General features: G+C 55.1%; 11 protein-coding genes. 6 read left to right on the top strand and 5 right to left on the bottom strand.

What is annotated here, in order from left to right; all coding sequences use genetic code 11:
* The first annotated feature begins 52 nt into the window (after nucleotides 1-52).
* On the top strand, nucleotides 53-505 hold the full coding sequence (locus AMM48_RS12115) for a hypothetical protein (protein WP_146030407.1): 453 nt from the start codon (nucleotides 53-55) through the stop codon (nucleotides 503-505).
* Nucleotides 506-955: 450 nt separating this feature from the next.
* Nucleotides 956-1,426 carry a DUF2218 domain-containing protein gene (locus AMM48_RS12110; RefSeq protein WP_102784244.1) on the top strand — a complete coding sequence of 157 codons (471 nt, stop codon included), beginning with the start codon at nucleotides 956-958 and terminating at the stop codon, nucleotides 1,424-1,426.
* 124 nt (nucleotides 1,427-1,550) lie between these two features.
* On the opposite strand, the gene AMM48_RS12105 is transcribed toward AMM48_RS12110, so the two are convergent.
* Nucleotides 1,551-2,438, bottom strand: coding sequence for a LysR family transcriptional regulator (locus AMM48_RS12105; protein WP_102784503.1), 888 nt, complete (start codon nucleotides 2,436-2,438; stop codon nucleotides 1,551-1,553).
* Nucleotides 2,439-2,595: 157 nt separating this feature from the next.
* Between AMM48_RS12105 and AMM48_RS12100 the strand changes: the two genes are divergently transcribed.
* Entirely contained in the window at nucleotides 2,596-4,095 is a 1,500-nt protein-coding gene (locus tag AMM48_RS12100; RefSeq protein ID WP_102784243.1) for a CoA-acylating methylmalonate-semialdehyde dehydrogenase, read from the top strand.
* 98 nt (nucleotides 4,096-4,193) lie between these two features.
* Here AMM48_RS12100 and AMM48_RS12095 read toward each other — a convergent pair whose 3' ends face one another.
* From AMM48_RS12095 to nirB, 4 genes are read right to left on the bottom strand one after another with little or no spacing between them, the layout of a single operon-like run.
* Nucleotides 4,194-5,207, bottom strand: a complete 1,014-nt coding sequence (locus AMM48_RS12095; protein ID WP_102784242.1) for an NAD(P)-dependent oxidoreductase — start codon at nucleotides 5,205-5,207, stop codon at nucleotides 4,194-4,196.
* Nucleotides 5,179-7,887: a nitrate reductase gene (locus AMM48_RS12090; RefSeq protein WP_102784241.1), complete on the bottom strand. Its 2,709-nt coding sequence runs from the start codon at nucleotides 7,885-7,887 to the stop codon at nucleotides 5,179-5,181. The genes AMM48_RS12095 and AMM48_RS12090 overlap by 29 nt, the downstream gene beginning before the upstream one ends.
* The gene (gene nirD, locus AMM48_RS12085; RefSeq protein WP_102784240.1) at nucleotides 7,877-8,227 is read right to left on the bottom strand and encodes a nitrite reductase small subunit NirD; all 351 of its coding nucleotides are present in this window, start codon (nucleotides 8,225-8,227) and stop codon (nucleotides 7,877-7,879) included. The genes AMM48_RS12090 and nirD overlap by 11 nt, the downstream gene beginning before the upstream one ends.
* Before the next feature lie 4 nt (nucleotides 8,228-8,231).
* A complete protein-coding gene (gene nirB / locus AMM48_RS12080) occupies nucleotides 8,232-10,703 on the bottom strand; it encodes a nitrite reductase large subunit NirB (protein WP_102784239.1) in 2,472 nt (823 codons plus the stop codon).
* A 776-nt stretch (nucleotides 10,704-11,479) separates the two neighbouring features.
* Here nirB and AMM48_RS12075 point away from each other — a divergent pair.
* From AMM48_RS12075 to AMM48_RS12065, 3 genes are all read left to right on the top strand, one after another.
* On the top strand, nucleotides 11,480-12,787 hold the full coding sequence (locus tag AMM48_RS12075) for a NarK family nitrate/nitrite MFS transporter (protein WP_240626433.1): 1,308 nt from the start codon (nucleotides 11,480-11,482) through the stop codon (nucleotides 12,785-12,787).
* Nucleotides 12,788-12,912: 125 nt separating this feature from the next.
* Nucleotides 12,913-13,503, top strand: a complete 591-nt coding sequence (locus AMM48_RS12070) for an ANTAR domain-containing protein (protein WP_022731449.1) — start codon at nucleotides 12,913-12,915, stop codon at nucleotides 13,501-13,503.
* A gap of 3 nt (nucleotides 13,504-13,506) precedes the next feature.
* Nucleotides 13,507-14,685, top strand: a complete 1,179-nt coding sequence (locus tag AMM48_RS12065) for a CmpA/NrtA family ABC transporter substrate-binding protein (protein ID WP_102784238.1) — start codon at nucleotides 13,507-13,509, stop codon at nucleotides 14,683-14,685.
* Nucleotides 14,686-14,710: the final 25 nt, after the last annotated feature.

Below are 14,710 nucleotides of genomic sequence, written 5' to 3'. Positions count from 1 at the left end.
CCACTTTGATGGCAGGGTTGTTTCGGCCATCCACAAACTTGAAGATGCGACGTTGAAACGAAGTGCAGCGCGCCAAGCGTCGTCGTTGTTGGCGTGGGATATGCTGTGCGACCTTGTTGCCGATGTCGCAAAGGGGAACGATGCAACATGCCTTAAGGACGAGGACGATCGTCCTTGGGCGGAAATTGCCGGTCATCGCCACGGCGTAAGCATTAGCCATAGTCGTGGTTGGGTGGTGGTTGCGGTTGCGGTTGATCCGGGGCTTTTGATCGGAATTGATCTTGAATATCGCGATGAAGGCCGCTCTATTCCCCAAATGGCAGAACAGCTTGGTTTGCCAAGAGCGACGTCCGTCTCTGACTTTTACGATGCCTGGTGCCGGTATGAGGCGATCTTTAAGGCGACGGGGGAAAGTGACCCCGTTGTTCAGCTTGATTTATCCCCGGTCGTGCTGCCCGTGCCAGCGGATTTTTCCAGCAGTTTGGTCATGGTAGACGCTAGTTAGAAGCTAGGGAAAAGTCGCATCAAGACTCGATTAATAGGTTGGGTTAAACCCGCATCGTCTTGCAAATTCTCAGTGTCCCTGTGTGTCGCCGTGAGTGATCAGCGGAACTTGGGCGCTAGACAGCTGATTTCACAAAAAGTTTACATTACATTCGTCTGACTTTTGCCTGTCGGCGGTGGTTTTTGGCGCGTGCCAATTGATGTGATCTATCTGTCTGTAACTAAATAATAAAACAAAAAATCGGATTTTTTGGGCGTGCTGAATTCCCGGCCAACTGACCGACAATTCAGCTATGATGGGCGCGGTGCGGCAAGTTATTTTCGCCGTCTGACTTGCGGTGGCGCAAATTCGCAACATTTTCTGTTTAATCGAGATCAATTTCGGCGTAATGCTTTCATATATTATTGACCATCGGTCACTATTGTTGCGCGCATACGAAGCATGGTATTCATGTTGAGCGATAATTCAAACCATGCCGGGTGCGATGTGATGTCAGGTGATGATCAGGGTTCCATCAACGTAAAGACTGCGGTTGATACGGATGACAAGGAAGCCGGCTTGGTGGATCAGGAAGGCAAGAATACGTCTGGGAATACACAGTTGTCTGAAGTCGGATTGGATCAGAATATGGACGCCAACTATTGTTTTGCAGATATCTATGTACGTAACGCACCCGTTTATTTAAAGGGCTTTACCGGCGAGCCGGATGGTTCTGTGCAGGCGGAGTTGCGTGACAGCAACAAGGGTCTTCTTGCGTTCGAGCAGGGGGTGTGTGAAATCACCGCAAGCTCGTCTTTCCTGACGGTTGCCATGTCGGCGTCTGACAACGCCGGACTTGACCAGATCCGCGATTATTTTGAACAGACTTTGCGCAAGATGTCGGCTGAAAATGCCATTGAATTTGATTGGCGCAAAAAGTGACCAATAGTCATCTGATTAAGTGAGTTTTTGCTGTCGCCCTAACGTAGCAGCGACCGCTTGATAAAAGATGCGACACAAAAACAGGCGCAAGGAATGATGTCCTTGCGCCTGTTTTTGCATGCTGTCAGGCGACAATAAACCGATCACGCGCCGCACGCACAACACGGGTAAGATGTTCGGCAACGGCGGCAACACTTCTGGTGTCTTTGGTGTCGGGATGTTGCAGCATCCAGTAATTGCGGGTGAACCGGATTTCAGGCAGCAAACGGATCAGGTCAGGGATGCCCTGGGTGGCGTAATCATGCAGGATGCCGATGCCGTGACCGTTGCGCACGGCCTCCATCTGGGCGACCACACTGCCGCATTCAAAGCGACGGCGCATCAGTTTGCCAAGGCGCGCAGCGTAATCAAGTGCGCGGCTGTAAATCAAATCTTCGATATGTGTGACAAACAGGCGGTCGGTCAGGTCAGCCTCGGTTTTGACGGTGCCGAACTGATCGACATAGGCCTGTGTGGCATAGACGCTGAGGGTGTAATCGGTCAGTTTCTTGATCACCAGACGGCCCTGTTTGGGGCGGTCAAGGGTAATGGCGATGTCAGCTTCGCGTTGGGACAGGGAAAAGGTGCGCGGCAGCGGCACAAGCTGAATGACAAGGTCGGCATGCTGGGCGGCAAATGCCGCCATCTCGCTTGCGAGGAAATAGTTCCCCAACCCGTCAGGGACGCCAACACGGACCGTGCCGCTGATGGTTTCGGTCTGGTTCGACACTGCCGTGCCAGCACGTAAAAACGCAGATTCAGCTGTCTCCGCCGCGATCATCAGTTCCCGCCCGGCCGTGGTCAGCTCCGACCCGGTGGTGCGCCGCTCAATCAGCTTCGTGCCAAGGTCATGTTCAAGCGCGGTCAACTGCCGCCCGACGGTGGCATGGTTGAGGCCAAGCTGACGGGCAGCGGCAAGGATTTGTCCCTGCCGGGCAACGGCCAGAAAAATGCGAAAGCGATCCCAATCCACGATCAAATCCTTATGAGAACTGATGACTTTAAAAATTGCACATCGAATTTGCATAAATGATAATTGATGTGCATCGGTGTGCATACCCATAATGTCGCCACTTTGCCGGTCATACGATCAGGCAATCGAAAAATCAGGTTTATCGGGAGGAACCCCCATGTCCAACCAGCTTACCCATTACATTGGCGGCAAACGCGTTGCCGGAACATCTGGCCGTACGGCGGCTGTTTTCAATCCGGCCACCGGTGCGCAAAGCGGCACCGTCGATCTTGCGTCAAAATCCGAAGTCCGGGCGGCGGTTGAGTCGGCGACGGCTGTGCGTGCGGAGTGGGCGAATACAACCCCGCTGCGTCGGGCGCGTATTCTCAATAAATTCCTTGGCATTCTCGAAGACCGGTCCGAAGAACTGGCCGCAGCCATCACCGCCGAACACGGCAAGGTTTTGTCCGATGCGCTGGGCGAAGTCACCCGCGGGATCGAGGTTGTTGAGTTCGCTACCGGCGCACCGCAGCTTTTAAAAGGTGAATTTACCGAAAACGTCGGTACCAAGGTCGACAGCCATTCTGTGCGTCAGCCGTTGGGTATCGTTGCCGGTATCACCCCGTTCAACTTCCCGGCGATGGTGCCGATGTGGATGTTCCCGGTGGCCCTTGCGTGCGGTAACTGCTTTATCCTCAAACCCTCTGAACGTGATCCGTCTGCGTCGCTTTTGATGGCAGAATGGCTGACCGAGGCCGGTTTGCCGGACGGCGTGTTCAACGTTGTTCAGGGCGACAAGGAAGCGGTTGATGCGTTGCTGTTTGATGCAGACGTCACCGCGATCAGCTTTGTCGGGTCGACCCCGATTGCGAAATACATCTATGAAACCGCAACTGCGCAGGGCAAACGCTGTCAGGCGCTGGGTGGTGCGAAAAACCACATGATCATTATGCCGGACGCCGATATGGATCAGGCGGTTGATGCCCTGATGGGCGCGGCTTATGGGTCGGCTGGCGAACGTTGCATGGCGATTTCGGTCGCAGTACCGGTCGGTAAGGAAACCGCCGATACCCTGATTGAGAAGCTCGTACCGCGCATCAATGAACTGCATGTCGCACCGGGTACGGATCCGAAAGCCGAGATGGGGCCGCTGGTCACCGCGATGCATCGGGACAAGGTTGTCGGCTATATCGACAAGGGTGTCAAAGAAGGTGCCAAACTGGTTGTTGATGGCCGTGGTATCAATCTTCAGGGCTACGAAGACGGCTATTTCGTCGGTGGTACCCTGTTTGATGATGTGACCCCGGATATGAGCATCTACAAGGAAGAAATCTTTGGCCCGGTTCTGTCAGTTGTCCGTGCCGATGATTTCGAAACGGCTGCGGATCTTGTGGATAGCCACGAATACGGCAACGGGACTGCGATCTTTACCCGGGACGGCGATACCGCCCGCGAATTTGCCGCACGTACCCAGACCGGCATGGTCGGTATTAACGTACCGATCCCGGTTCCGATGGCGTTCCATTCGTTTGGCGGCTGGAAGGCATCGCTGTTTGGCGATCATCACATGCATGGCCCGGAAGGTGTTCGGTTCTATACCAAGCTTAAAACCATCACGTCACGCTGGCCGACCGGCATTCGCAAGGGTGCTGAGTTTGTGATGCCGACGATGAAATAAGCAATCGGCTGATTGCAGAAAGAAAGCCGCGTAAGGAAACTTACGCGGCTTTTAGTTTGCGTGGATGACAGGGAGCCATAAGTCCACGGCAAGAAAGGCTAGTGGGTGATCGGCTGGGTCAGGGTGACGATATTAAAACCCTGTCGCGCAAAGATTTTCGATTGCTGGGCAATACTTTCGCGTTTGCGTTCGGGGTGTTCGTCAAGCGTGATGCAGCCAATCGGGATGACGGTGGCGTCGCGACGCGCAAGGGTCAGGATGTCATCGGCAATGTGATCTTCGTGAAAGACGATGTCGGCGGTTTCAATCGCACGCGCAATGCCATGCGGCAGGTCAAACGCGTTATCAACATGAACATCCGCCATAAGTGTTTGGCCGCCGGGGACAGTTGCCGAACTGCCATCGGGCACGAACTGACGAAGGGCAAGATCGACGTCTTCTGGGCAAATGGACCGTGCAGAGTGGGTTTGTAATCCACGCTGGAAAAAATGCGTCCAGAACCGTTGGCGCGATACATTGTCATGCAAATGATCGGCAACCTTTTGCCGGGCATCGCGTGCAACTCGGGCAAGCTGCGACATGGTGGCGGGCAGAACCGTCTCAAGACGCTGACGAATGATGCGGGCCAGTGCCGGGGCACAGGCCCCGGTCGAGATCGTGATCATCACCGGCGAACGGTCAAGGATGGCAGGCACAATGAAATCACACTGTGCGGTTTTATCGACAACATTCAACAGGATGTTGCGCCGTTTGGTTGCGGCCTTTACGCGTGCGGTAAGATATGGATCGTCGGTGGCGTCAAACACCATCGCGGCGCCATTGACCATGGTGTCAACGAAGGGCGTGCTTTCCCAAACAATGCGCCCTTCGTCCACCATCACGGCGATATCGTCACAGATTTCGGGTGCGACGACCGTGATATCGGCCTGACTTTTACTTAAAATGCGAAGTTTGCCGGTGGCGACTTCACCGCCGCCAAGAACAAGAACCTTCTTGCCGGTGACATGAATGAAAGCCGGGAAATAGGTAAAGTTTTCGGTCCGGTCAGGGTTGGTGGTCCCCATGCTCGGATCACGGATGCGATCATTCAGCGGCGCGCGGTAGTGCGTCATCGAGAATCTCCTTTATTTCCGGCAAACAGGAACCACATCCCGTTCCAGCCTGAAGCAAGCGGCCGATATCGGTTGGGGAAACGGCGTTTTGGTCGACAATGGCCTTGCTGATGGCGGCCAATCCGACCGAGAAGCACGAACAGATCAGACGGTCATTGATTGCACCGGCATCGGGCATGCGCCCGGCGAGCAAGGCGTTGCGTTCCGGCGTTGCAAGTGCATCTGCCGCCAGCAGGTTTGATATCCAGTCGCGCCCAAGGGCTGGGCGGTCCGGCCCGATGAACAGCGCACCGGTGATGCGGTCACCGCTCAGTCTGGCGTAACGGTGAATGCCTTTTTTGCTGTCGCTATATTCAATGATCTGTTCATCGTTGGTGTTGGCCGCCATGGGTAGAAGTGATTTGAACATGAATGATTGTTCGCCGGCGATTTCATAGATCATGCTGCCTTGTCCGGTTGCTCCGACCCAATAGGGCAGGTTGCCAAGATCAACTGGTGTGTTGGAAAACAGCAAACCTTGCCATTTCGCGACAAAGGGTTCGACGGATACCGGGGTATATTTGGTTTCGGGTTGGCCCGAATGGGGGTCGACATTGGGGGGCGTGAGCCGACCAATCCCACCCGCGGCCGAGTAGACATCGTTCCAGTGCATCGGAACGAAAACCTGTCCGGGGGCCTGCGCGTCCGTGATTGCAACACGCATCAATGATGTGCCGTGTTTGCTGTTGATCCGGGCGAGGCCGCCATCTTTGACCCGGTAACGAGCGGCATCCTCAGCGCAGATTTCAAGCAGCGGTTCGGGGCGGTGGGCCGACAGGCGTGCTGCCGTTCCAGTGCGTGTCATGGTGTGCCATTGATCGCGGTAGCGACCACTGTTGGCGACCAATGGGAAATCGGCACTTGTTTGTGATTGCGGGATGATATGTTCAACCCCGATCATTTTTGCACGGCCACTTGATGTGGTGAAAATGCCATTGCCATAAAGGCGTTCAGCGCCGGTACTAGGCTGGTTCTTGCGCGATGCGGGCCATTGGAAGGGCTCCATTGCGTCATAGGCGGATTTTTTTGCCTTGTGCCAGACGCCAATGTCAAAGGCGCGCAGCCCATCATTTTCAAATTCTGACAGGGCGGCATGTTCGGCGAAAATATCACTTGGACCGCTATATTTGAACGATTTGCCGTATCCCATGGATTTGGCAACTTCGGACATGATCCACCAATCGGGTTTGGCATTGCCCTGAGCATCGCGGAAGGGGCGTTGGCGTGAAATACGGCGTTCGGAATTGGTCACCGTGCCCGATTTTTCCGCCCAGCCGGATGCGGGCAACTTGATATGGGCGTGGCGCAATGTATCGGTATCGCTGACCACGTCCGATACAATCACCAACGGGCAGCGCGACAGAGCCAGACGAACCCGATCAGCGTCGGGCAGGCTGACGGCCGGATTGGTGGCCATGATCCAGACGGCCTTGATCTCGCCGGTTTCAATCGCGCGAAACATATCGACGGCCTTAAGGCCTTCGCCCGGTTCCAGAACGTCTGATTTCCAGAACCGTTTGACGCGATCGACATCAACCGGATCATTGGGGTTCATGTGGGCGGCAAGCTGATTGGCAAGGCCGCCAACCTCGCGCCCGCCCATGGCGTTGGGCTGGCCAGTGACCGAAAACGGGCTGGAGCCCGGTTTGCCGACACGACCGGTTGCCAAATGGCAATTAAGGATCGAATTGACCTTGTCCGACCCGCTTGAGGATTGGTTGACCCCTTGTGAAAACACCGTCACGGTGCGATCAAATGCAGAAAACCAGCTAAAGAACGTTTCCAGTTTCCCCAGACCTGAGCCGAATGCATCAGCGCTGTCGTGGGTGTCGAGCCCGCATTTTTTTGCGGTTGTCTCGAGATCGGGGCAGTCGGCGCGGGCCTCTGCCACGGCCTGTTCATAGCCGCTAACATGGCGTGCGACGTATTTAAGGTCGGTATTGCCAGTCTGATCAAGCCATGCCAGCAAACCGTTAAACAGGGCAACGTCGCTGCCCGGTTTGATCGGCAGGTGCAAGTCGGCAATATCGCAACTTGCCGTGCGGCGTGGATCAATCACGATAATCTTCGTGCCGTGCTTTTCCTTGGCTGCGCGCAGGCGCTGATTAAGCACCGGATGACACCATGCCAAATTCGATCCGGTCAGAATGACCAGATCGGCAATTTCCAAATCTTCGTAGCAGCCCGGCACCACGTCCGCACCAAACGCACGTTTGTGCCCGACCACCGTTGATGCCATGCACAGGCGCGAATTGGTGTCGATATGGGGCGATCCGATGAAGCCCTTAATCAGTTTGTTGGCGACATAGTAATCCTCGGTCAGAAGTTGACCGGAAACATAAAGTGCCACTGACTTTGGCCCGTGCTGCGCGATGGTGTCGCGCAGGCGGTCGGCGGTTGCGGATATGGCGGTGGACCAATCGGTTCTTTCACCATCGACCTCCGGTTCGAGTAACCGGAAATCACGTTTGGTTTCCGCCGTGATCGTATCAATCAGCGCGGCCCCTTTGGAGCATATTCGCCCAAAGTTGGCCGGGTGCTCGGGATCACCCCCGACAGCAAATCCATCACGGGTTGGCGAAATGATCAGGCCACAGCCAACACCGCAATAGGGGCAGGTTGTTTTGACCTCATCCCGCATGGCGCAGTCCGGCTTGCAGTTCGGTTAGCCCGACACGCACGGTCCCATCAACGATTTGGCATTCGACCTTGGCCGCACAGCCATCATCTGGGCCCTGTGCCTCACCGGTTTCAAGCGAGAAAACCATATTGTGCAGCGGGCAGGTCACGAAATGACCATGAACAATGCCCTGCGCCAGCGGTCCCTGTTTGTGCGGGCAGCGGTCAAGAAGCGCGTAGACCTGATCATCAAGGGTGCGGAAAATTGCAATCCGGTCGGTTTCGGTTTGCAGGGTGCGGGCGCCTTGGCGCGGGATGTTGGCGATAGGCCCGACATCAATCCAGCTTAGAATGTCTGTCATTTTCCTACTCCGCTGCGACCATGGGAAGGGGGGTGAATTCATGGGCATCAACGCCTTGGCTCGCGCGTTCGGCCCATGGATCTATTTGTGCTTTTTGCTGACTGACCTCGAAGCGATCAAACAGCGCCTTGCGATTGGCAGCATCATCGACCATCTGGTCCTGAACATGTTTCAGGCCAACCCGCTCGATCCACGGTGCGGTTCGTTCAAGATAACGGGCTTCTTCGCGGTATAGCTGGATGAAGGCACCGCAATATTCCATGACCTCCTCGTCGGTGGTAACTTTGCACAGAAGCTCGGTCGCCTTGACGTGAATGCCGCCATTGCCGCCAACATGAAGGTCCCAGCCGCCGTCGGTCGCAACCACACCAAAATCCTTGATCGTGGCTTCGGCACAGTTACGCGGGCAGCCCGATACGGCCATCTTGAATTTATGGGGCATCCATGATCCCCAGGTCATTTTTTCAAGTTCAACCGCCATGCTGAGCGACATCTGGGTGCCAAAGCGGCACCATTCCTGCCCGACGCAGCTTTTGACGGTACGCAGTGATTTGCCATAGGCATGACCCGATACCATACCCGCCGCATTCAGATCGGTCCAGACGCCCGGAAGGTCTTCTTTTTTCACACCCAGAAGGTCAATGCGTTGCCCGCCGGTGACCTTGACGGTCGGGATTTCAAACTTGTCGGCAACATCGGCAATGGCGCGCAATTCGCGCGGGTTGGTCAAGCCACCCCACATGCGCGGAATAACCGAATAGGTGCCGTCTTTTTGGATGTTGGCGTGAACACGTTCGTTGATAAAGCGCGATGCACCGTGATCAACATATTCGTTCGGCCAGGCCGCCAGAAGATAGTAATTTAACGCCGGACGGCAGACATGGCACCCATCCGACGAAGCCCATTCGAGTTCCTGCATGACGGCGGGCATGGATTTCAGTTTCTTGGCAACGATCAGACGGCGCACGCTGTCATGATCATGTTCGGTGCAGGTGCAAATCGGTTTGACGGTTGCGACCTGATAATCGCCGCCCAAGGTCGCTGCCAGCAGGTTTTCAACCAGACCGGAGCATGACCCACAGGACGCAGATGCCTTGGTATGGCCCTTGACCTCATCAAGGGTGGTGAGCCCCTTTTCAGTGATGGCCGAAACGATGGATCCTTTGCAAATGCCGTTGCAGCCGCAAATTTCTGCATCATCTGGCAGGGCTGCAACGGCATCAAGCGGGTTTCCGGCAGCACCCCCGGCGAATGCCTGACCAAAGGCAAGCGTGTCACGCAATTCGGTGACGTCCTGCCCGTCTTTCATTAGCTGGAAGTACCAGCCACCATCTGATGTGTCGCCATAAAGGACCGCACCCTTGATCTTGCCGTCTTCAAGAACGATACGCTTGTAAACACCGCGACCAGCATCGCGGAACACGATTTCTTCGGTGTCACCGCCGCCCGAAAAATCCCCGGCAGAGAAAACATCAACGCCGGTCACCTTCAGCTTGGTCGAGGTGACCGAACCGGCATAGCCAAGAGTTTCGATTTCAACCAAATGATCGGCACAGGATTTGGCCATCTCAAACAATGGGGCCACAAGGCCATAGCATTGACCACGATGCTGTACGCATTCACCAACCGCGAAAACGGCCGGATCACTGGTGGTCATCACATCATCAACGACAATGCCGCGTTCAACGGTAAGCCCGGCATCCGTGGCAAGGCGTCCATTGGGGCGAATACCAACAGCCATAACCACCAGATCCGCCGGGATCATGGTTCCGTCCTTAAGGCGAACGCCGGTAACGTTTTCGGTGCCAACGATTTCGCCTGTATCGGCAGCGGTAATGACCTTGATGCCGCGGCGCTCGAGCTCCTGCGCAAGAAGGTAACCCGCCGACGGATCAAGTTGGCGTTCCATGACATGGCCCGCAAGATGCAGGACCGTTACGTTCATGCCGCGTGCCTGCAAACCAACCGCGGCCTCAAGGCCAAGAAGCCCGCCACCGATCACGACCGCAGGGCCACCTTTGGCGGCAGCACCCAGCATGGTATCGACATCATCGACATCACGGAAAGTGACAACGCCATTCAGTTTGTGGCCGGGGACCGGAATAATGATCGGATCGGAACCGGTGGCCAGCAACAGCCGGTCATATTCGGTTTCCGTTCCGCTTTTGGAAATAACAACCTTACGGTTGCGGTCAATCGAAACGACGGGATCACCGGAATAAAGGTGAATGTTGTTTTCTCTGTACCATTCCGGCGTGTTGATGACGATTTCATCGAAACCCTTTTCACCTGACAACAACGGCGACAGCATGATGCGGTTGTAGTTAACCCGGGGCTCTGCGCCGAAAACGGTGATGTCGTATTTGTCCGGATTGCGGGACAGGATTTCTTCTACGGTGCGCATGCCGGCCATGCCGTTGCCGATGACAACCAGGCGGGCTTTTGCGGTCTTTATTGCTGCAGGGACGTGGTTCATTTGTCTCTGGCTCCTCGTCGCGGGATGCGAAGTTGGCACAAAAAAACGCCCGATGCGGTCTGCCTTCGAAAAAGGCATGTCGCAACGGACGTCATTATCCGGGGAACCCGTCATTGGATTCTTTATATATAGGATCGGCATCTTGGCCGGAGCTGCAGGCGACACTGCCCGCGCTCATGTGTTTCTGTATTCAAGTGCCGTGCCAGAATGTGAATTTCGGTAAATTATCTCGTAAGCAACTGAGATATATGAAGGATCATGGAAAGTAGCGATTGCCTGATATTCGAGCAAAGCAGTAAATCGCACAAAAAATAAACAGCACAAAATATGAGTGATTTATTTTTGTGCATATTCGCCTGATTTTCAGGCGTTCCATTTTTTACGTTGCAGTCGCGATCAGTTAAAATTGTTATATTTCAATATGTTGAAAGTTTTATCCCGCATCGCGGAAAAATTGGCGCGGTGTTTGCACATCCTATTTCCGTGTGAGCAGCTTTGACGAAAGCAGGCCCAATGACGGGTGGCTCACAGTTCTTCGTCCAACGGCGGACGATCAGACGTTTGGAACTGCCGCGCGATGACCGCGCAGCGCGTTCGATCCGAATGACGGGCCGCCTGCGGAATCCATCTGATGAAGCATGAAGGCCCATAGCAAAAACCGTCGGTTGTTCACGGCACTCAAGATGCTCTGTTCGACCAAAACGAAGGGCTTCACCGTTATGGAAATCAAGAACAAGGCTACACGCATAAACCTGTTCAGTCTCAAGACTGTCCAGATGCGCACTTTTCACCTGACCTGGCTTTCATTTTTCCTGTGCTTTTTCGGCTGGTTCGGGATCGCACCGCTGATGCCGCTGGTCCGCGATGATCTAGGCTTAAGCAAAAGTGAAATCGGCAGTACGATCATTGCATCGGTTGCCATCACGGTTCTTGTGCGACTTCTGATCGGCCCACTGTGTGACAAGATCGGTCCGCGCAAAACCTATACCGGCTTGCTGGTGCTTGGGTCGCTGCCGGTGATGCTGATTGGGCTTGCCGATAGCTATGAAACCTTCCTGCTTGCGCGTCTGGCGATTGGTTCAATCGGCGCATCCTTTGTGATCACGCAGTATCATACCTCCACCATGTTTGCGCCCAATGTTGTCGGTACGGCCAATGCCACGACAGCAGGCTGGGGGAACCTTGGCGGTGGTGTGACGCAGATGGTCATGCCACTGATCCTTGCCATGATCCTCGGGTTTGGGCTTTCCGAAACCATGGGCTGGCGTTTGGCGATGGTCTTCCCGGGCGCGATCATGCTTGTGGTTGCGGTACTTTACTGGGTCTTCACCACCGATTGCCCGGAAGGCAACTATGCCGAAATGCGCAAAAGCGGTGCGCTGTCAGCCGAGGATGATCATGCCGGGGCGACCAAAGGCATGATGGCCGCGATGTCTGATTATCGCGTTTGGGCCTTGTTCCTTGTTTATGGGGCGTGCTTTGGCGTTGAGCTGACCATCAATAATATTGCCGCGATCTACTTCTTTGACCGTTTTGATCTGAGCCTTGCCACGGCGGGTGTGATTGCCGGTCTGTTTGGCCTGATGAACATCTTTGCCCGGACGCTGGGTGGCGTGTTTTCCGATAAGTTCGCCGCCAAAGGCGGCCTTTCAGGTCGGGTCAAATTCCTGTTTTTTGCATTGTTTGTCGAAGGTATCGCACTTGTTGCCTTCTCGATGATGGATGCGCTGGTCATTGCCGTTGCCGTGATGATTGTCTTCTCGCTGTTTGTTCAGATGTCAGAAGGTGCGACTTTCGGTATTGTGCCGTTCGTTAACCGCAAGGCACTTGGCTCGGTTGCGGGTATTGTCGGTGCGGGTGGGAATGCCGGTGCGGTTGCCGCAGGCTTTTTGTTCAAGTCCGAGGCGCTCACCTATCAGGAAGGGCTTTTTTATCTCGGTTGTGCCGTGATTGTGTGCTCTTTTGCGGCCTTGGCTGTTCGTTTCTCGGCAGCAACCCAGGCCGAAGAACAGCAACGGTTTGATCGTGCGCATGCAGAACGCATGGGCACATCTGGATCGGGTCAGCCGGTACCTGCGGAATGAACGCACAACAATGATTTTTCGGGATGCGGCCTGTGTCGCATCCCGGTCCTTCAACCGGTCGAAAAAAATGCCGGAGAAGATAACACAGACAGAGAGGCCTCGGCCGTCAGGGAGTTTGGGATAACTTGGTAAGGACAGAAGACTTCAACATTCTGGTGATTGACGAAGACCCTGACCGTGCGGCGATTGTCGAGCGCGGACTGGTTGAAAGTGGCTATACCCGTGTGGCCCGGATCGGGACGTCTCACAATCTGGTCGAACGTATTCAGGCACTGGCACCCGATATCATCATTATTGATCTGGAAAACCCGGATCGCGATACGCTTGAACAGATGTTTCAGGTATCGCGTGCCATTGCGCGCCCGATTGCCATGTTCGTTGATAAAAGTGATTCAAGCATGATCCACGAAGCGGTTGCCGCCGGGGTCAGTGCCTATGTGGTGGACGGGTTGCGCGAAGACCGCATTCGTCCAATTGTTGAAATGGCAATTTCGCGGTTTAATGTTTTTGATCAGTTGCGCCGTGAACGCGACGAAGCAAAAGCCAAACTCAATGAGCGCAAACTGATTGAGCGGGCCAAAGGTATTTTGATGAAGGAAAAGGGTCTGACAGAAGAAGATTCCTATAACCTTCTTCGAAAGAACGCCATGAAACAGAACCGCAAGATCTATGAGATCGCGCAAAGCGTCATCACCGCGTTTCAGTTGGAGTTTTAGGGAATGGGGAACAAAGTTCGTCTTGGCTTCGTGCCACTTGTTGATTGCGCCATCCCGGTTGTTGCGCGCGCCATGGGATTTGCCGATCAGGAAAATATCGAACTTGAATTGGTACGCGAAATGTCGTGGGCGGCCATTCGTGACAAGCTGTCATATGGCGTTTATGAGGCCGCCCACCTTTTGGCCGGTATCCCGATTGCAGCCCGTCTTGGATTGGGTGGGGTTCCAGTGCAGCACCTTGTCGTGCCGATGGCGCTTGGCCGGGGAGGCAATGCGATCACGGTGTCCACGCGGCTATATCAACGGATGCTTGAAGCCGATCCGGTGTCGATGCACGGGCCGCGCGGCTTATCGGCGCGCGCGTTGAAAAAAGTCATCGACGAAGACCGGGCATCGGGCCGCCCGGTCATGTCATTTGCAACTGTTTTCCCGTTCTCAAGCCATAATTACGAACTGCGCTACTGGATGGCAGCTGCCGGGATTGACCCGGACAAGGATGTCAATATCGGGGTGATTGCGCCACAACGCATGTTCGACAGTCTGCGCAATGGCTGGGTGGATGGCTATTGCGTCGGGGAGCCATGGAACCAGCGGGCGGTTTTCCATGGTGATGGGGTCATTGTCGCGTTGAAAGACGACATCTGGTCGCGCAGTCCGGAAAAGGTCCTTGGTGTGCGGCAGGACTGGGTGGATTCGAATCCTGATATGGTTTCGGCCCTTGTGCGGGCCCTTGTCCGGGCGGCGGAGTGGGCCGATGAGCCGGGCAATCGCGCGGAACTTGCCCAGATGTTGTCAGAAGAATCCAATGTCGGTGCACCCTATGATGTGCTTAAGGCGTCACTTGACGGGCGTCCGGTACTTCGCCCCGGCGAAGCCCCGATTGAGGTGCCGGATCGGCATGTTTTTTATCGCTATACCGCGACCTTCCCGTGGTTGTCACAGGCAAGCTGGGTCGGCGCACAGATGAAACGATGGGGGCAGGTGCCCGCCAGCACCGACCTTAATCAGGTGATCCGGCAGGTCTATCGCCCGGATCTGTATCGTACGGCAGTTAAGGGGCTTGATGTTGCAGTCCCGGCACATGATTGGCGGGTAGAAGGCACAAATGGTGCTGACGACCGCGCGTTTGTCGGACCGGACAGTTTCCTTGATAACTCGGTATTCGATCCTGACCTTACGTGAGTAAACGGGTGATGCTCGGCATCAA

The organism is Thalassospira sp. GB04J01, assembly GCF_000751115.1.
Taxonomy (GTDB): domain Bacteria; phylum Pseudomonadota; class Alphaproteobacteria; order Rhodospirillales; family Thalassospiraceae; genus Thalassospira; species Thalassospira lucentensis.
Note: the sequence above shows the minus strand (reverse complement) of the source record. Positions and strands in the feature narration are given on the sequence as shown.